Consider the following 18,126-nt stretch of genomic DNA (forward strand, 5'->3'; position numbering starts at 1 on the left):
CGCCCGCGCCGAGCAGTGACCCCCTCGACGACGGCCGCGTCGGCACTGGTGGTCATCCCCGCGTTCGGTTCGCCGGAGCTGACCGACGCGGTGGTGCGTGACCTGGTCCGCGACGGGAGCGACCTCGACCCGGCCCTGCGCATCGTGGTGGTCGACAACGCCGGCGACTACGTGCTGCCCGAGGGGACCATCGAGGTCCACCGCCCGGGGCGCAACCTGCGGTGGATCGGCGCCGCGAACTGGGCGCTGCAGACGGCGTCGCGCGAGGGACATGCGGTCTGCGTGGTGCTGAACAACGACATCCGGGTGTCGCCCGGGTTCCTCGACGGATTGCTCGCGCCCTTCTCGACCGCGGACGACATCGCGCTCGCGGCGGCCTGCTACGACGACTTCTGGATCCACCAGCGGGCCTCTGCGATCCCGGGTACCGCCGCGGAGTACGTCCCGCGCGACGTGCTGCGCGACGTCGACTTCTGTGACGGCACCGCCCTAGCGTTCGCCGTGCCCCCCGTCGTCGAGCTGGGGGGTCTGGACGAGGTCGCCTTCCCGCGGCACGGCTACGGCGCGGACATCGACCTGGCGATCCGCGTGCGGGCGGCCGGCCTGCGGTGCGTGGTCACGGAGGGCGCCTACGTCTCGCACCTGCGGCGGCAGACGATGAACCGGACCGGTCAGAGCTCCGAGGGCAACCGGGCGGAGATCCTCCACGGACTGGACGCCAAGTGGGGCGACGGGTGGCGGGCCGACGTCGGGCTCGGCCCGGACTCGTTCCCCGCCCACAACACCGGGAGCGGCGCGTCGTGGTACCTGACGGCTCCGGCATGGTGAGCAGTCCCGGACGGTCCCCGGGGCGGATCGTCTACGCGGGTTTCGCCACCCGCCACCACAGCGGCGGCGTGCACGTGATGACCCAGCACGTCCGGCTGCTGCGGAAGCGCGGCCACGAGGCCTGGTTGTGGCTGCCCGACGCGGACGACCGCACCGACTGGATCGCCGACGACGTGCCGATGCTGTTCGGCGCCACCACTCCGATCGGCGCAGACGACCTCCTGGTGCTGCCGGAGACACCGACCGTCCAGGGCCGCGATCCGGCACCCGGAGCGCGCAAGGTCATCTTCAACCAGAACCACTTCTACACCTTCGCCGCCGGCGCCCCCGGCGAGGACTTTCCGGGATGGTCGCCGGCGCCCGCGATCTGGGTGGTGTCCGCGGAGAGCCGCGACGTGCTGTCCGCCGCGCTGCCCGGCCTGCCGGTGAGCGTGGTGCCCAACCCGGTGGACGGCGAGCTGTTCGCCCCCGGCGCCGCCGGGCAGCTCCGGGTGAGCTGGTTCCCCAGGAAGCGGCCACGGGAGGCCTCACTGCTGAAGCGGGTCCTGGCCGACGAGCCGCGGCTCTCGGGGGTGGAGCTGGTGGAACTGGTCGAGGCCCCGCGGGCGGCGGTGGCCGCCACCCTGGCGGGCTCGGCGGTCTTCGTCGCCCTCGGGCACACCGAGAGCTTCGGTCTGCCGGTCGCCGAGGCGCTGGCGTCGGGCTGCCTCGTGGTCGGGTACGACGGCGGCGGTGGGCACGAGCTGTTCGAGGCGCCCGGCGCGTGGCGGGTCCCGGACCAGCGACCGCTGCTGATCCGCGACCAGGTGGCGGACCTGATCCAGGACCTCGACGCCCTGGCATCGGTCCGCGCGGCGAACCGCCGCTGGGTGCTCGACCGTTATCCGTTCGCCCGGACCGGAGCGGCGCTGGAGGAGGCGGTCGTGGCCGCGTGGGCCCGGCCCGGCGCAGACGCGGTGGCCGTGCATCCGGTCGCCTGGCTCGATACCCTCGGCCCGAACTTCACAGCGTATGCCTGAGGGTTCAGTGGGCGCCCTTCACGACGTTGACGAGGTCCTCGCCGGCCACGTAGCGGCGCACCTGCGCGTTGACCAGCGCGAAGGCTCGTGGGCCGGACTGCGCGATCGAGCCGGCGGCGTGCGGCGTGATGATCAGGTTCGGCGCGTTCCACAGCGGGTGGTCGGCAGGCAGGGGCTCCGGCTCCATCACGTCCAGGGCGGCGCGCAGCCGCCCGGACGTCAGTTCTGCGAGCAGTGCCGAGGTGTCCACGATCTTGCCGCGCGCCACGTTGACCAGCAGGGCGCCGTCGGGCATCAGGGACAGGAACTCCGTGTCCACGAGCCCGGTCGTATCGGCGGTGAGCGGAACGGTCAGCACCACCACGTCGGCCCCGGGCAGCAGGTCCGGCAGCTCCGACGTCGCGTGGATGCCGTCGCGTGCGGTGTGCGCCACGAGCACGGGAACGGCATCGAAGCTCCGCAGGCGGCGGGCGGTCTGCTCGCCGAGGTCGCCGGCACCGATGATCAGGACGCGCTTGTCGCGCAGGTCGTCGGCCTCCATCGGGTCCCACCGGCCCTGTCGCTGCGCGTCACCGAAGTGGGGCAGCCGGCGCAGCGTGGACAGGACGACGGCCATGACCAGTTCGGCGACGGCCGGGCCGTGTACGCCACGCGCGCTGCACAAGGTCACGGCGTCCGGGACGTGCTCGAGGATGTCCTCGACGCCGGCACTCGTCAGCTGGGTGACCTCGAGCTTCGGCATGGCGGCGAACTTCCCGGCGAGGTCGGTGGAGTCCTCGACCTGCGGCACCCAGAAGACGGTCTCCGCCAGGCGCTCGGGCTTGTCGCCCCCGCCGTCCCAGACGATCACCTCGACCTCGTCGGGAAGGGCTCCGAGGAGATCGCGGGCATTCGGATCGGGTACGCAGACGACAGTCATTTTGTCAGTGTAAACATCCCCTTGACGAGGCAGGGCTATGGTGAAAACAGGACTTCTACAGAACTGAGAAATTCATCCACGGTGGCCGGAAACACCCGTGCCCGATGGATCAGCCGCGCCCGTCGATGCGGCTTCGAAGGCAGAACCGAACTTCTACAGGAGACGCGTCATGTCCATCACACAGCTCACCTACCCCCACCAGGAGCCGGAGCTCACCGGCGAGGACGCCCGGCTCCGCAACTGGGCTCGAAACTCCCGGCTGGGTCTGCCCGGCTCGGTCGTCGCGCCGGCCACCGAGGCGGAACTGTGCTACTTCTTGTCCACCAGTGACGGCCGGGTCCGGATGATCGGGAGCCGGATGTCGCCCGGCAGGATGATCGAGGTCGCGGACGGGGCCGGCACGCTCCTGGACCTGAGCAGGCTGAGCGGCCTGATCTCCAGCACCGACGACACCGCGACCTTCGCCGGCTCGACCTCCCTGGCCGAGGTGTACGCGTTCCTCACCGCGCGGGGGCAGATGCTGGACGCCTCACCCGGGGTGATCGCCGAGCAGACGCTGGCCGGCGCCCTGTCCACCGGAACCCACGGTCAGGGCCTGCAGCAGAGCTCGATCGCCGGCGCCGCGCTGGCGATCCGGATGGTGCTGGCCGACGGCACGGTCGAGGAGTTCGACCATGACCACCCGGACTTTTCTGCCGTCCAACTCGGCCTCGGCTCACTGGGAGTGATCACCGCCGTGACGTTGCGCGCACGGGAGTCGATGATCTACACCTGCGTGAAGAAGGCCGTCGATGCGGGCACGCTCGAGACGGACCTGGAGACCTGGAACCGGGAGAACATCCTGGTCAAGGCGTGGTGGTTCCCGCAGGAGAACCAGGTCCAGGTGTGGACCGCCAATGAGGCGTCCGACGACGAGATCTCCCGGTACCGGGCCGGCGGCAGTCAGCTCGTGGAGTACGCGACGACCGATACGTCCATGAACAGCACGATCGAGTCGACGCTGCAGCACCTCCGCGACGACAGCAAGGGCGTCGCCGACGACGGCAAGTCGCTCCGCACGGTGTCGCGCTTCCGGGACTTCACCGACGTCACGGGTGACATCTACCAGGTGTTCTGCAAGGGGATCGCGACCCCCCAGATCAACGTGGAGATCGGCATCCCGCTCGCTCAGGCCGGAGCGGTGATCAGGAAGATCAAGGACTGGCATGCGGAGACCCGCCCCCGCATGCACTACCCGGTGATCCTCCGCTGCACCGGCGCGTCCGAGGGATGGCTGAGCCCGTCCAACGGCCAGGACACCTGCTACTTCGGCTTCGTGGTCTACTACGCGGCCGACGGTTCGCTGTCCGAGGAGGGAAGCAGCTTCCTTCGAGCAGTGGAGCGGGCCCTGGCCGAGGAGGGTGGCCGGCCGCACTGGGGCAAGTACTTCGACGAGTCCCTCTACGACTGGCCGGCGCTCTACCCCCAGTGGGAGGCCTTCCGCCGGGTGCGCGAGACGCTGGACCCGGAGCACAGATTCGCGAATGCCTTCACCGATGCGCTCCTCGACTGACCCGACCCGCCCACTAGGACAGGAACACCACCGATGAACGCCTGGGTGACCTTGCTGACTCAACCCGACTACCTGATCGGGGTCCGGACGCTGCGTGCCTCGCTGGCGGCTTCCGGCAGCACCACCCCCCTCGTGGTCATGGTGACCGAGGGGATCGACGAGCAGGCCCGGCGCCTCCTGCAGGACGACGGGTGCCTCCTGCGCGACGTGGCACCGCTGCGGCCGGCCGGGGGATCGGCGGGCAGCTACGCCAACGCCCGGTTCGCGGAGGTTTGGACCAAGCTGGCCGTCTGGGGCCTCACGGAGTTCGAACGCGTCGTCTTCCTGGACGCCGACATGCTGGTGACCCGGAACATGGACGAGCTGTTCTCGCTGGACCTGGCCGACGGCGCCATCGCCGCCTGCCACGCCTGCCGGTGCAACCCCAACCGGATCGCGAGCTACCCGCCGAGCTGGACACCCGAGACCTGCTTCTACACGCACTGCCGGGGCGGGGACCACGTCACCGAACCGGGCGCGACGGACAACTACCTGAACGGCGGCTTCCTCGTGCTGTCGCCCGACGAGGCCGTCTTCGCCGACATGGTGGCCCGGCTGGCGGCGGTCGAGCATCTCTCGGCCTACCCGTTCGCGGAGCAGGACTTCCTCAACGAGTACTACCGGGACCGCTGGCAGCCGCTGCCGTACGTCTACAACGCGCTGAAGACTTTGCCGCACCAGCACCCGTCGGTGTGGGATCCGGCGTCGGTGAAGAACATCCACTACATCATCGACAAGCCGTGGGCGAAGCCGCTCGACCCCACCGACCGGTACGTCGATGTGAACCGGCTCTGGTGGGACATGGCCGACACCCTGGGCGCATCTGTCTGCTCCTGACCCCAGGCGAAGGCGCTTGGTTTCGACCCCGCTACCATGTGGAGAGAAGTGCCAGTGTCTCTTTTGGGTCGGCCTCGCCGCCTTGCTGCGCGAAGCTGGGGCGGACGCCGTAATCACCGTCGGCGTCAGCACCGGCGACTGCGGCCGACGCGATCCAGCACAGCTTCTTGTCGATCGTGGTGCGCAACGCATAGGGGGACCGAGGCGACGCCGTCCAGCAGGCGACGCTGTACGACTTGCAGGCCAAGTACGTGGAGGTCGATACGTCAGGTGAACCTCCCCGAAGAGCGATGCGTCGCCCCTGCGTGCCTCTGGCTGGTCCGCCGTCCGTGACGGTGCCACGTCCTGCCCGTAAAGACAGCCCTGATTTCTGTTACGTTGACGGGATGTTCGAACCGTCCCTGAAAGCCGAAATCGCAGCCTTTGTCGCCGAACGGGATTGGGCGCAGTTCCACACGCCGGAGAATCTGGCCAAAAGCGTTGTCATTGAGGCCAGCGAACTACTCGAGTGCTTCCAGTGGAATGCCGATGCTGATGGAGAGCGGGTCAAAGAGGAGCTGGCTGATGTGCTCACGTATTGCCTTTTGCTGGCAGGCCGGCTGGGTGTCGACCCGGATCAGATAGTTCTGGAGAAGCTTGAAAAGACGCGGGAGAAGTATCCGGTGAACAGAGCGCGGGGGCGAAGCGCCAAGTATGACGCCCTTTGAGATCCAGCGGGTTGATTTCACTCCCGATGCCGTCGCCAATTGGGCGCCGCTGCACGACCGCCACACGAACTGGCCGATCGTCTACGTCCTGGACAACGCGACGGGCCACCCGTCTCGTTCCCGCGGAGCGGGTCTGAACGACGTCTATGTGGGCGAGTCGCGCAACGCTGCTGCGCGGATGCGTCAGCACTTCGCCTCGCCGGATAAGCAGCATCTCAGCACTATGCGCGTCGTCGTCGACAACACCTTCAACAAGTCCGTCTGCCTCGACCTCGAGTCCCATCTCATTCGGATGCTTGCTGGAGACGGCGCTTACCAGGTACTCAACCGCAACGACGGCATCATCGAGGCCGACTACTACAATCGCGACCTGTACCGAGAGACCTTCAGGGAAGTCTTCGAGCAACTTCGGCATGACGGTGTGTTCAGCCGAAGCATTCCTGAGATAGAGAACAGCGACCTCTTCAAGCTATCGCCCTTCAAAGAACTGACCCAGGATCAGGCGGTGGCCGTCGAGGGAATTCTTGAGGGCATGTTCGAGGACTTGAAGGCAGCCACGCGCAGCACGATCGTCATCCAGGGCGACCCAGGCACGGGCAAGACGGTTGTCGCGATCTACCTGCTCAAGTTGATCGTCGACATCAGAGGCGGTGTGCCCGTCGAGGAACTCGACAGCGACTCCATGTTCTCCGAGTTCTTCGTTCAGGGTTATGCCGATCTTCTCGTCGGGTTACGGATCGGGCTCGTGGTGCCCCAACAGTCGCTGCGCGAGTCGATCAAGAAGGTCTTCAAGAAGACGCCCGGCTTGCACCAAGCGATGGTGATGACAGCGTTCGATGTCGGCGTTGCTGATGAGCTGTTCGACCTACTGATCGTCGACGAGTCGCATCGGCTCAACCAGCGCGCGAATCAGGCATCAGGGGTACAGAACAAGAAGTTTCGCGAGATCAACGAGAAGCTGTTCGGGCAGGACGACACGACAAAGACGCAACTCGATTGGATCCGCGCAAAGAGTAAGAATCAAGTACTGCTCCTCGACGCTGCGCAAAGCGTTCGACCGGCGGACCTTCCTCCCCAGGTCCTCCACGACCTTGTTGCCGAGGCCAAGAGGGCGGATCGTCACTACCCACTCGTGTCGCAAATGCGTGTGCGGGCCGGATCGGATTACGTCGGATACGTCCGTAGGATTCTCCGCCCTTCCGAGGTCGACGAGGGGCCGATGCTGGCGGAGGATTTCGACGGATACGATTTCCGCCTGTTCGAGAGCATTGCCGACATGCGCACCGAAGTGCTGCGCCGAGATGAGGAAGCCGGGTTGTCGAGGTTGGTGGCCGGGTATGCCTGGCCATGGAAGACGAAGGCCGATAAGGCCGCGTACGACATCGAGATCGACGGCACTCAGTTCCGATGGAACAGCACCCAGACCGACTGGATCGCTTCCCCGAAGTCGCGCGAGGAGGTCGGGTCGATACACACCGTGCAGGGCTACGACTTGAACTACGCGGGGGTGATTATTGGACCCGACCTTTGCTACGACGCCGATGCAGAAAGGATCGTCGTCAACCGCGCGTCGTACTTCGACAAGAAGGGCAAGGAGAATAACCCGGTTTTGGGCAAGATCTACACGGACGACGATCTCCTGAGGTTCGTCCGGAATATCTATGCAGTGCTGCTCACGCGAGGCATAAAAGGAACCTACGTCTATGTGTGCGACCCGGGATTACGCGCGTACTTGCGAACGTTCATTCCCGCCAGCGGCGAGTAAGTGCTGAGGAGGTAGCCTTCTTCTAAGCTTACGACGTCAGTAAGGGTGGCTACAGGGTTAGTGCCCATTGCCGGAAATGTCGTCGGCGAAGCGCAGCAGTTCGGCTCCCAGCCGGCGGGCGCGGTCGGCCAGCGGATCGGGAGCGTCATCGGGCGACGGCGTTGGACCGCCCGGTGCCACCAGCGCGGACGGCGCCGGCGAGTCCTCTTGGACGTAGATGTCGAAGACGACGTGGTCGGGGTGGTGCCAGGTCGAGAAGACCTCCACGGGTCGGCCGTCCTGGTCGTAACTGGTTCCCTCGAGCAGGAGGACCGGTGCGCCGTCGTCGAGCTGCAGCAGCCGGAGCAGGTCCTGGTCGCCGGGGACGGCCCGGATCTGCCGCTTGCCGGAGATGATCTGCACCCCGTACTTCTTGCCCAGCACCGCGTGCAGGGACGCGTTGTGCAGATCCTCCGCCGTTCGGCCGTCCTGGTTGTAACTGGTTCCCTCGAGCAGGAGGACCGGTGCGCCGTCGTCGAGCTGCAGCAGCCGGAGCAGGTCCTGGTTGCCGGGGACGGCCCGGATCTGCCGCTTGCCGGAGATGATCTGCACCCCGTACTTCTTGCCCAGCACCGCGTGCAGGGACGCGTTGTGCAGATCCTCCGCCGTGAGACCGGCAAGCGGGGCAGGGAGCCAGGTGTGGATGACCGCGATGGGCACGCCGTCGGCCGTGCGCAGCCGCGCGAGCGCGAGTACCTGCGGCGTGCCGAGGATCTCTGTCGACGCATCGGCGTCTTGCAGGGCCAGGGACAGCACCTCCGTGCCGACACTCGTCCCGGTCCCGGCGATCTGCGCCGACAAACCTGAGGTCTGGTGCACCAGCCGGTGGTGCTCCCGCCGCGGAGCGACGGTGCTGCCGCGTCCCCGTCCCCGTTCGATCAACCCCTCGGCGGCCAGCGCGCCGAGGGCCTGCCGGACGGCGGACCGGGACACGCCGTACCGTACCTGCAGCTGCGCCTCACTTGGCAGTGAGGTGCCCGGCGGCAACGAGTGGTTCATGATCTGCGCCCGCAGGGGTGGGGGCGGAGAGTTCTTCGGGGCCAGCGCTTCAGATGATGCTCACGATGAAAGCAAGTCGTAGGCTTGTGCCGAAGATCAAACGGATCGGCTGGGGGAGAGATGACTGAAGAAAGCTTCAAACTTACGTCTAATGCTGGTGAGGAACAGTTGGGCGTTGTACTTGGGAACGCATCAATTTTCTCGATACCATTCTTCCAGCGTCCGTACCGTTGGGACAACGAAAAGATAAAAACGTTCAATGCCGACCTCCTGAGTGTCGTTGATCAAGCAACGGACGCCCATTTCCTTGGCGCGATCATCATCCACGGTTTATATAGTGACCCCGGTCGGCCGCGAGTCTACGAAGTAATCGATGGCCAGCAGCGCTTAACTACGCTCTACTTGTACGTAGCTGCAATTATCAAAACCCTGATTGAATGCGGTGAGCCCGACGAGGCCGCCCTGTTGTTTCGCTCATACATCGGGACCAGCGTCACAGTGCCCAATCTATCAAACCTGACCTTGCACCCTTGCAGGGAGGATCAGGGGGATATGAACGCGGTGATACGGGAGGTCCTGAGTACGAAGAAATTCGGCGAGAAACTGGACGGGTTCAAGTTCCAGCCTTTACCAGACACTACCGAGACAAAAGGCAGGATTTATGCCAATTTTCGGTCAGCAAAGCGTTTCCTGTCTGCACAGTATAAAACCGGCAAGAAAGAGCGTATTCAAGAGATCACTCGGGCACTCTTGAACAGATTCTCCGTTGTGTCTATTCAGGTGAAAGATCCCACGAATGGACCAAAAATCTTCAATAGCCTCAACTCGAAACAACAACCCATGACCATCGGTGATCTAGTTCGGAATGAGGTCTTTTCACGCAAGGCTGCCATTGATCCTGTTTCGGCCGCTCAGATTGACTTACATGAGTGGCAACCTTTCTATGAAAGATTCAAAGAGGGCACAAGGAATCACTTCGATTCGTATTTCTTCCCATTCGGGCTAGCTCACGACGCTAATCTACGAAAGTCGGAGGTGCATTCCTTTCTGAGTCGGAAATGGCGGAAACTGGAGCCCACCGCGATTATTGAACAACTTGTCGAGTACCAGGACGCTTTCCTGGACTTCATCCAAGGCACCAACCGCAAGAACCATGCCCCTGACGTTGCTCGGCGATTCCACCGGCTCACTGAGCTGGGCGCCCCGGGAGCATTGCTGCCCTTCGTCATGCGCCTCTCCAATGCGCTGAGTGAGGAAGAGTTGGATCAAAAGATCGGATGTCAGATTCTTGAAACGTTGGACTCATTTCTGACGAGACGTGCACTCTGCGGATATGAACCTACTGGCCTACATGCCGTGTTCAAGCGTCTGTGGCTCGACGCAGAAGAATCAGGAGCCGAGCTGTCAGCCGCCGGGGTGATGCTGGCCATAACCACTCATAAGACTGTGGCGTGGCCCTCAGACGAAGAGGTGAGGGCTAATATCCTCAGCCGGCCGATCTATAAGACGTCGATCGACGACTATCTAATTCTCGAGTATGACCGTTCACTCGGCGGCGACCATGCGGAGAACGTGCCTTGGATCGAGCATGTGCTTCCAACGACATACTCGTTTGATTGGGATGCGTTCTCAATACAGGAGCATGCGAAGATGAAGGATTTATTCGCCAACCTAATCCCACTGACTTCGGGCATGAATTCTGGTCTTGGAAACAACGCATACTCGGTGAAGCGCCCAATCTATCAAGGTGGGTCGGCCTTCGTCTCGGCTCGACGCTTCGCGGAGACTTACGAGGAGTGGACCCCGGCGACGCTTCAGGCAAGAGGGGAATTACTCGCGGATTGGTTCATGGAGCGCTGGCCCGCAGTACCTGAAGCATGAGACCCCGGTCATTCATCAAGAAGTGGACCTAGACACCGTCAACGTGCGTCCCCCGATGGCGGATGAGCGATAATCGCTCATATGACACGATCTGGCCGTGGGAGTGCAGTTAATTCTAGGGGACAATCGTGGTTTAAGGATGGCCCCAGGGTTGGTGTTACGCGTGTATTTGATTGGCGTTGCTGTGTTAGGCAGCAGGTCATGCTGTGATTCATCCCGGTACGACCCGCAGCTTTCCAGAGCTTACGGACCCTGTAGACGCGGTAGTTGTTCTGTGGCGCATGGGGTTCAGTCTCAGTGGGTACGCTTTCGACAGACTGCGCTCGAGCTCGAACGACCTGGCAGTGTTCTCGCCGGTGATTCAGCGGCAGGCCGATCAGGAGCCGGTGGCGTCGGGGACGAATAGCGGCCCCCGGCGCCACCGCGCTGCGCCGTCGTTCTTCAGTACACCGTCTCGGCCAGTGTGTCGGCCAGTTCACTGGGGGACCAGTCGGTGATGTGGTAGATCATCCACCCGTCTTCGATCAGCCATTCATCGCGCGCCTCATCGGTGTCCTCTAGGACGGCGACCTGCGCCGCCGGCCAAGCGAGGTCGATCGACCACTGCCCCTCCGGGCCGACCTCGTGACCCCATTCGGTGGCCTCGATATCGGCCTCGACCAGTTCCTCCACCAGCTCGCGCATGCGCGGACCCGACTCAACGAAGAGCGTGACCCACCCAGTACCGCGCATATTGTCCGGAACATCGTCATCCGCTACGACGGTGCCACTCTCGGTGGGCACTGGAGCGGACTGCAGCGGATGCGCGAGCGCCCACTCCTTGAAGCCGAGATCACTGTTCCCGTGCACCCCGAACAACGTCGCACGATCGAGGTTGCCGTTGAAGAGCTCGCAGCTGGTCTCGGGGACCAGCACGCAGCAGTGGCAGGCAGCCAAATTCCGCGCATCCGTCCCCGAACCCGTCGACTCGATGCACACCGGGTCCGCCGAACACCACGAGGTCCTCAGCAGGCCCTCGTCCAAGGACGCTCCGAGACGCTCCGGGCCCGCTTGCGCGGCGATCCCGCCCAGGCTCCCGGCCGAATCCGACGAGGCCGTGTACAGGAGCACGCCGACCTGGTCCCGTCCGACATACAAGCGCTCGCGGATGGAGGACGCCGGGTACCCGGCATCGAGGGAGAGCTGATCAATGATGATGTGGGAGAGGGTGTGGACGAGGGTCTGGACGATGTCGACCGGTATCGGGACCTGATCGCGTTGCTCGGCAGCACGTCTCGCGTTCTCGTCCAACATCCTTCTTCGCGCCGCCGCGAAGTCGGTCCTCGCCCATTCCTCGACCTGAGCGCGGTCTAGTGCGACGAACAAACCCTCACCCAACGTTTCGATGGCAGGTAACCAGTGCTGTGCGTTGTCCTCCGGGAACAACTTTGAAGGTTTCGGGTCCGAGGTGTCCTGGTTGCCCGGGTTCAGCCTGCTGAAGCCGTGCAGAGCACGAACTTCTCGCAGTCGGGTGACCTTCCGCGCGGCTTTAACCCAATGCGTATGAGCGGTAGGGACGGCAACCTTCTCGGCGACGAAGTCGGTATCAGGGCTGTCCCGGCGGCCCTGGAGCAACGCCATGAACTCCTGCTCACGTAACTGGTCCTCGGACAGGTCCGTGGTGTCACCACCATGGAACTGTCGTCTGATCTCCGCGCGGAGCTGCTCCAACGAGAATCGACCTTTGAGGTCCTCGAGAATCCCCTCCAGGACCCACGTCGAGGCCGGCTCCAATGCCTGCGGTTTCCCCAGCTGCGAGGCATGGAAGGTGACGACCTTCGCGAGGAACTCCGAGTACGGGGGGATGGAGATCGCCGAGCGGATCATGGGGAACCAGACATTCGAAGCACCACGCTGCACGGTCCTGGGTGCTTTCCCACACCCCTTCTCCTGATAGTCCCGCCCCAACCACGGCCGATGCCCCTGACACTTGAGCTCCCTGAGCGCGACCGGATTGAACGCATCGACCATGCTCCGCTGCTCCCCGCACGAACACCGCACCACCATGTCCGCCAGCGACGAGGTCCGGCCCTCGGAGGAAAGACTCAATTCGTGTTCGGCAGCATCTCCGCCCCGGGCGGAACCGTGGACCCAGAAACTGTACGGAAAATCATCGATGTGCCCGTCCTCGCACGCCGTGACGAAACGTGAGGGCGTCAACGGAGTCGGCGACTTGCACAACCCACATCGGGGATCGTCATAAGCAGCACGAAGCCCCGTCGTCGTACCGATACGTTGACAACTCGAACACACCAGCATCTGCGGGAAACGCACCACCGGCACACCGCCCCGGCCGGAGGGCGGCAGGAACAACTCGGACACGCGAAGGCTCCGGGCCAGACGAGGTTCGCTCACTGGCTTCAGGTACTTCCTGTCCCACTGATCGATGCTGGTGATCATGAAACTGTTATTCTCGGCCGGGAACAAGCTCCCCACACCGAAAGTGGAGATCAACTGACTACGCCGGGCTGCGTAGGTCTTCCTAACCATCCGAGGCATCCTTCCGGGGGAATTTGGGGCGAAGAGTCGTCTCGGCATCCACATCGCGCATACTGCGTGGTGTGGGCCAGGGGACCCTGCTGGTGCTGTAGCCGTAACTGTCGGGATCCTCCAGAGCCTTACTCGAATCGATGAGTAACGCCGTAGGACTGTTGGGCTTTTTTTGATACGACAGAGCAGGGTCGACACCGGCGACATCCCGCCACACGTTCAGGAGCCGCTCGAGCTCCTTCCGCGTCGCGGCAGCTTCCCCGGGCGCCACCGCGACAACCCGATCGACGATCGAGGACATGATTTGATCGACTACCTGCGCCTCGACCCGGACCTGGCCGGCGTTCTCCCGTAGTTCGGGGACGAGCATGCGCAATGCCGACACCAACACGGCATGAAGACCACGATCACGGGACCGCGCCGCGAACGGCGTGGCACTCGTGGCCTCCACTGCCCGGTACAAGGCCCCGTGGAAATCGTTGAACGACTCGTAGTGGGACCGATCCCGCGTCCGCGCGGCGTTGAAGATCGTCACCACCAGACCAGGATGCTTACGTCCCACCCGGCTCGTCGCCTGAATGTACTCGGCACTGGACTGCGGCTGACCCATCACAGCCATCAAACCCAATCGATCCACATCCAAACCGACCGAGATCATGTTCGTAGCCAGCACCACGTCCTCAGGTTTCGACCCACTCATCAGGCTCTTCTCCAGGGACTTCAACGCCTCCGGAATCAGGTTGTTCTCGACACGACTGGTCAACTCCCTGAGCTGGAGGGGCCGAGGATCATCGCGACCCTCGCGCCTGGCGAGGAGTTTCACACGGGTGTCGACGTCGTCGTAGACCTGGAGGTACGCCGAGCCGAGGACCCGAAGACTGTTGAAGTACCCCATGAGCGTCCAGTACGGGTCGCGGTCCGTCTCCTCCGGGGCGTCGACTACGGCACCCGAATGCAGGAGAGAGGCGTAGGTGCGCACCATCAACGTCGTATGGCTACTGCCCGATGCGAGCACACCGACGTACTGGCGGGTTCCGAGTTCGGTGGGCGGGGCCTTCGCGGCGAAGAACGAATCGTCCGGGTCGAGTCCAGGCGGGGGGAACAGCCGCGATTCCCGATTGAAGACCGAGCGGATTTGTTGATCGGCGCGACGGATGGTCGCCGTCGACGCGATGATCTTGGGTTGCCGCCACACGGACCCCGCCGGGCGGTGCAGACCTCCCGCTGCCAGGTCCACGGCCGTCTCGAAGAGCCCGACAGTGGAACCCAACGGGCCCGAGATCAGGTGCAGTTCGTCCTGGATGATCAGGTCCGGTCCCGGATCCGGGGTCCTACCGCGACCGAAGAGGGCGGTGACCTCCCCACGCCAGGCCATGGCCGCGAACTTGTCCACGGTCCCGATGATCAACTCCGGGCGTTCTCGGTAGACGTCGCTGTCGATGATGTGAACGGGCAGGCCCGCGGCGAACTGACAGCGCTCGTCGGCGCAGTTCACGATCATCCGCTCGCTGGGGAACTTTACGATGCGGTAGTTCTCGACCGTGAGCCTCGTCCCGCACCACGGGCATGCCTCGATCTGGCGTGGATTGCCCTCCACCACGTCCTCACCGCTCCGGAGCTTGGCGAGGTTCATCCGGGCGGTCCGGATGTCGTTCGGCGTGGCACCACTTCCGACCCAGAGCCCGATACCGAACGCCTCGACACCGAGCCGCTGCTCGTCCTTCCGCCGGAGGATCTCGAGAGAGCAGATCAGCATCGCGGCGCGCTCGAATTGTTGGATGGTCAACAGCCGCAACGTGTATCGCATGATCACCGCGACCCCTTCGACCGTGTCATCACGTAACCGACGCAGCGTCACGAGGTACGCGATCAGTCCCAGGTACGCTTCGGTCTTGCCACCGCCGGTGGGAAACCACAGCAGGTCCGCAATACCCCGGTCCTCATGGTGGTCATCGGTGACCGACGGCAGATTGATCAGGATGAACGCCAGTTGGAAGGGCCGCCATGCCTGTTCGCCGAGCGTGAACTCACTCCCGGCCCCGTCTCGGACCCAGTCCTGCCGGGCGCGCTGGAGGTGCATCGCCCGGTTTGCGAGCTGGAAGGCGTCGAAGGCGTCCTCGTCGTCCCGCAGCTTCTCGATACCACAAGCGATCCTCCGGTGTGCTTCGACGGCTTGGTGCATGTGCCTGTCGGCGACGCCGCGTAGACGTCCGGGAACGTAGGAGGGGCCGTCGACGGACATGGAGGTCCTCGTCGTCGTGATCCATGACGAGTAGTCCGCAGCCAGGACGGACAGTTCGGTGAGAACGTCCTCGCGGGTTCCTGAGCCCAACAGGTGCAGGGACAGGTTCGCATCGCTCTCGCCGGCTTTGGACCGGTGCACGTCCTGCCGGGGGATGAACGTCGTACTGACACCGCGGCAACGCCGGCCCTCGACATCGACGTCGGCGTCGTCTACCTCGACGGCGCACCCGTGACCGGCACCGAAAATCAGATGGTTGCGGTACAGCAGTTCGGAGGAGGCGAGGTCCTCGTCTTCCGGGAGCTCGAGTCGAAGCTTGGACCGGTCGACCAGGGCGGGCTCGTCGGTGCGGACGCTCAGTCCGACCTGGAACCAGCAGGCGAGGTCCTTGTCCTCGCCGGGGCCCGGTTTCTTCTGCATGTTGCGCAGGACGACGGTCACCGTCACGATGCCGTCCTCGGCCGCTCGAACCAGGGCGTACAGCTCGAGCCCATCAGCGATCGGCAGTTTCAGCGTTTCCGGTTGATCGAGCGGCACCTCGATGACTGCGAGTTCTACCGGGCGTCTCTGCCAGTCGTAGTCCGTGCCGCGTCTGCTCCCACTCTGGCGATCGGTGTGCACGGGCTCGTAGCGGGTCGCGGACGGGTATACCAGCAGTGACGAGGACAGCGTGGTGTCGACCGACACCGTCAGTCCCACGCTGCTGGGGTAGGACAACCGCGCGTTCGCCACCGGGCTGTCCACCGCGGCCTCGCCGGGCACGGCAGACACGGATACGGGGTCATCCGGTGCATGGACGACCGTTTCGTCCATCGCGGGCCACAGGACGCCGGTCACGTACCGGTCCAGGGGTCTTTCCGTGATCAGTTCGTCCGGCGTCTCGGGACCGTAGAGGTCGGTCTCGAGACGATCGACCATCTCCCGGCGGAAGGCGTACTTGGTGTCCAGCGTCGACATTCACTGCTCCTGATTCGTGGTCCGTGTGATCAATCCGGTCAGCCGGGGCACCAACCACATACCCGAGGCGCCCAGCCCCACCCGTTTCGTCTCCTCGGGACTACCGGTGGCGCACTCGATGGAGGTGACGCGGGCACCGGTGAAACCTGCTGGCCACTGCTCACCACGGGCCCTGCTGAACCCGAGATGCCGTCTCAGGTCGTGCGCGAAACCGGGCCCGGTCCGGCCGATCACCGTGCCCTCCTCCGTGCGCAGGACATACCGTGGCCCCTCACCCGGACGGGGTTCGTCATGCACGACCCCGGAGATCACCCGGCCTACGAGGTTCTCGAGGACCAGGGCGTCCTGGACTTCCGTCGCGTCTCCCCCGGTAGGGAAATAGGGTGTGAGGTCGTCGACGTCGGAGTTCAGGAACTCCATGCGCGTCGTGTACCGCGCCTTACCCCGGTAGGCCTTCTCCAACCAGCGTCCCGAGGACCACTCGGCAGGCTGAAGGAGGTCCTTGGGTAGTTTCGTGGAGATGACGTCGGATCGTGCGCGGGTCAGGGCGACGTACTTCTGCTTGAGCGTCGCCTCGTTCTCCTCCGCCGCCGGGGACCCCGTCCGCGGGTGCAGGTACAGGACGTTGGTGAATTCCAGGCCTTTGGCCCGATGGACGGTGGATACGACGAGGTCTGCGGTATCCGCCACCGTCAAGGTCAGCGGGACCGACCTGGTGCGCAGGCGCCGGCTCAACCGGGGGACATCCAGTGACCTGTAGGTCGTGGAGTTGCCCTCGGCCGCCTTCAGGGCCAGCCACAGGTCATCGGCTGAGTCCCCGAAGAGAGCACCCAGTCGGGACTTGATCTCCTCGGCGTCGTAGGTGCGGTCCTCGAGGTCCTTGAACACCTGGTGCACCCAAGGGGCGAGGTTCATGTCCTGGGCACTGCGTCGAACGAGGTGAGGGTAACCGTGCTGCCAGAGGAGTTCGCTCGTGATGAGGACCTCGTAGTTCGTCGAGCACAACACGGCGGTCCTCTCGCCCGGGACCGGGCTCAGCGCCCCTGATTCGTGGAGGACCGAACTGCTGGAGACCTCGCGACGGAACTCGTCGATCAGCCGGTGTGCGGTGCCGACATTCGCTCCGTCCAGGGGGCCGAGATCGCGGATCCGTTCGCCGACGGCGATGAGATCCCGGGTGCGATCGGTGAGAGCTCTGTAGTGCCCGGAGAGCACCAGGGGTTCAGCGCCGAAGTCGTTGATCAACTTCTCGATGAGTTCCCCGGAGGCCAGGGGGGATACCGATTCCTTGAGTTGGAAGTCGTAGATCCCTTGTAAGGGGTCACCGAGCACGGTGAATCCCAGCGCGTCCCCGAGTGCCCCGAGCAACGCCAGGACCAGCTCCGCCCGATCCCCGACGAGGTCCTGCGCTTCGTCGATGAGAATGTGCTTGAGATAGGAGACCCTGTCGGGGACCTCGTCGCCGGTGATGTGCTTCGTGGCTCTGCGGATCCTGGCCTCGAAATCCCCGCCGAGCTGCTGGTCATCCGTGTCCATGAGGAGTTGCGCGGCGAAGGAGTCGAACGTGCGGATCTGAAGCCCATCGAGGTCATGGACCCGGGCACGTCTCCTCACGGCTTCGACGGCAGCGCGCGAGAAGCTCAGCACCAGGATCTCGTCGGCGGGATTGAGCCCGTCCTCGACCAAGGTTCCTACCCGGGCCAGGAGGACCTCGGTCTTGCCCTGCCCGGCAGCAGCCGTGACGAACAACCTCGCGTCTGGCTCTGCTTCGACGACCGCCCGTTGACTCTCGTCAAGCGACACCTCAGCAGTC

At 64.4% G+C, this 18,126-nt stretch carries 13 protein-coding genes; 7 read left to right on the forward strand and 6 right to left on the reverse strand.

Annotated features, from left to right (window positions below; translation table 11 throughout):
- Positions 1-15 precede the first annotated feature (15 nt).
- On the forward strand, positions 16-828 hold the full coding sequence (locus ACX80K_RS11255; RefSeq protein ID WP_459271962.1) for a glycosyltransferase family protein: 813 nt from the start codon (positions 16-18) through the stop codon (positions 826-828).
- Positions 822-1,847, forward strand: a complete 1,026-nt coding sequence (locus tag ACX80K_RS11260; RefSeq protein WP_459271963.1) for a glycosyltransferase — start codon at positions 822-824, stop codon at positions 1,845-1,847. The genes ACX80K_RS11255 and ACX80K_RS11260 overlap by 7 nt, the downstream gene beginning before the upstream one ends.
- A gap of 4 nt (positions 1,848-1,851) precedes the next feature.
- Here the strand turns inward: ACX80K_RS11260 and ACX80K_RS11265 are convergent, their stop codons facing one another.
- Positions 1,852-2,766, reverse strand: coding sequence for a 2-hydroxyacid dehydrogenase (locus tag ACX80K_RS11265; protein ID WP_459271964.1), 915 nt, complete (start codon positions 2,764-2,766; stop codon positions 1,852-1,854).
- 169 nt (positions 2,767-2,935) lie between these two features.
- On the opposite strand from ACX80K_RS11265, the gene ACX80K_RS11270 reads away from it, so the two are divergent.
- Positions 2,936-4,318, forward strand: a complete 1,383-nt coding sequence (locus ACX80K_RS11270) for a D-arabinono-1,4-lactone oxidase (RefSeq protein WP_459271965.1) — start codon at positions 2,936-2,938, stop codon at positions 4,316-4,318.
- 33 nt (positions 4,319-4,351) lie between these two features.
- Positions 4,352-5,194, forward strand: a complete 843-nt coding sequence (locus ACX80K_RS11275) for a glycosyltransferase family 8 protein (RefSeq protein ID WP_459271966.1) — start codon at positions 4,352-4,354, stop codon at positions 5,192-5,194.
- Positions 5,195-5,225: 31 nt separating this feature from the next.
- Here the strand turns inward: ACX80K_RS11275 and ACX80K_RS11280 are convergent, their stop codons facing one another.
- On the reverse strand, positions 5,226-5,381 hold the full coding sequence (locus ACX80K_RS11280; RefSeq protein WP_459271967.1) for a hypothetical protein: 156 nt from the start codon (positions 5,379-5,381) through the stop codon (positions 5,226-5,228).
- A gap of 199 nt (positions 5,382-5,580) precedes the next feature.
- On the opposite strand from ACX80K_RS11280, the gene ACX80K_RS11285 reads away from it, so the two are divergent.
- Together ACX80K_RS11285 and ACX80K_RS11290 are read left to right on the forward strand one after the other, a co-directional pair.
- Positions 5,581-5,901 (forward strand): nucleotide pyrophosphohydrolase, encoded by a 321-nt coding sequence (locus ACX80K_RS11285; protein ID WP_459271968.1) that lies wholly within the window; start codon positions 5,581-5,583, stop codon positions 5,899-5,901.
- The gene (locus ACX80K_RS11290) at positions 5,888-7,666 is read left to right on the forward strand and encodes a DNA/RNA helicase domain-containing protein (protein ID WP_459271969.1); all 1,779 of its coding nucleotides are present in this window, start codon (positions 5,888-5,890) and stop codon (positions 7,664-7,666) included. The genes ACX80K_RS11285 and ACX80K_RS11290 overlap by 14 nt, the downstream gene beginning before the upstream one ends.
- Positions 7,667-7,723: 57 nt before the next feature.
- Here ACX80K_RS11290 and ACX80K_RS11295 read toward each other — a convergent pair whose 3' ends face one another.
- Complete coding sequence (locus tag ACX80K_RS11295) at positions 7,724-8,749, reverse strand: GntR family transcriptional regulator (protein ID WP_459272100.1); 1,026 nt, start codon at positions 8,747-8,749, stop codon at positions 7,724-7,726.
- Positions 8,750-8,824: 75 nt separating this feature from the next.
- On the opposite strand from ACX80K_RS11295, the gene ACX80K_RS11300 reads away from it, so the two are divergent.
- Positions 8,825-10,585: a DUF262 domain-containing protein gene (locus ACX80K_RS11300; protein ID WP_459271970.1), complete on the forward strand. Its 1,761-nt coding sequence runs from the start codon at positions 8,825-8,827 to the stop codon at positions 10,583-10,585.
- Positions 10,586-11,026: 441 nt separating this feature from the next.
- Here ACX80K_RS11300 and drmB read toward each other — a convergent pair whose 3' ends face one another.
- The 3 genes from drmB to ACX80K_RS11315 are packed head-to-tail and all read right to left on the reverse strand — an operon-like array spanning position 11,027 to position 18,116.
- Positions 11,027-13,168: a DrmB family protein gene (gene drmB, locus ACX80K_RS11305; RefSeq protein ID WP_459271971.1), complete on the reverse strand. Its 2,142-nt coding sequence runs from the start codon at positions 13,166-13,168 to the stop codon at positions 11,027-11,029.
- Positions 13,107-16,313, reverse strand: a complete 3,207-nt coding sequence (locus ACX80K_RS11310) for a helicase-related protein (RefSeq protein WP_459271972.1) — start codon at positions 16,311-16,313, stop codon at positions 13,107-13,109. The genes drmB and ACX80K_RS11310 overlap by 62 nt, the downstream gene beginning before the upstream one ends.
- Positions 16,314-18,116, reverse strand: a complete 1,803-nt coding sequence (locus tag ACX80K_RS11315) for a UvrD-helicase domain-containing protein (protein WP_459271973.1) — start codon at positions 18,114-18,116, stop codon at positions 16,314-16,316.
- Positions 18,117-18,126: the final 10 nt, after the last annotated feature.

This window comes from Arthrobacter sorbitolis (assembly GCF_054510995.1).

What these genes read in the sequence shown, in the direction of transcription:
- ACX80K_RS11260 (WP_459271963.1), top strand. Translation starts at nt 822, where the DNA reads ATGGTGAGCAGTCCCGGACGGTCCCCGGGGCGGATCGTCTACGCGGGT.
- ACX80K_RS11265 (WP_459271964.1), bottom strand. Translation starts at nt 2,766, where the DNA reads ATGACTGTCGTCTGCGTACCCGATCCGAATGCCCGCGATCTCCTCGGA.
- ACX80K_RS11270 (WP_459271965.1), top strand. Translation starts at nt 2,936, where the DNA reads ATGTCCATCACACAGCTCACCTACCCCCACCAGGAGCCGGAGCTCACC.
- ACX80K_RS11275 (WP_459271966.1), top strand. Translation starts at nt 4,352, where the DNA reads ATGAACGCCTGGGTGACCTTGCTGACTCAACCCGACTACCTGATCGGG.
- ACX80K_RS11285 (WP_459271968.1), top strand. Translation starts at nt 5,581, where the DNA reads ATGTTCGAACCGTCCCTGAAAGCCGAAATCGCAGCCTTTGTCGCCGAA.
- ACX80K_RS11290 (WP_459271969.1), top strand. Translation starts at nt 5,888, where the DNA reads ATGACGCCCTTTGAGATCCAGCGGGTTGATTTCACTCCCGATGCCGTC.
- ACX80K_RS11300 (WP_459271970.1), top strand. Translation starts at nt 8,825, where the DNA reads ATGACTGAAGAAAGCTTCAAACTTACGTCTAATGCTGGTGAGGAACAG.
- drmB (WP_459271971.1), bottom strand. Translation starts at nt 13,168, where the DNA reads ATGTGGATGCCGAGACGACTCTTCGCCCCAAATTCCCCCGGAAGGATG.
- ACX80K_RS11310 (WP_459271972.1), bottom strand. Translation starts at nt 16,313, where the DNA reads ATGTCGACGCTGGACACCAAGTACGCCTTCCGCCGGGAGATGGTCGAT.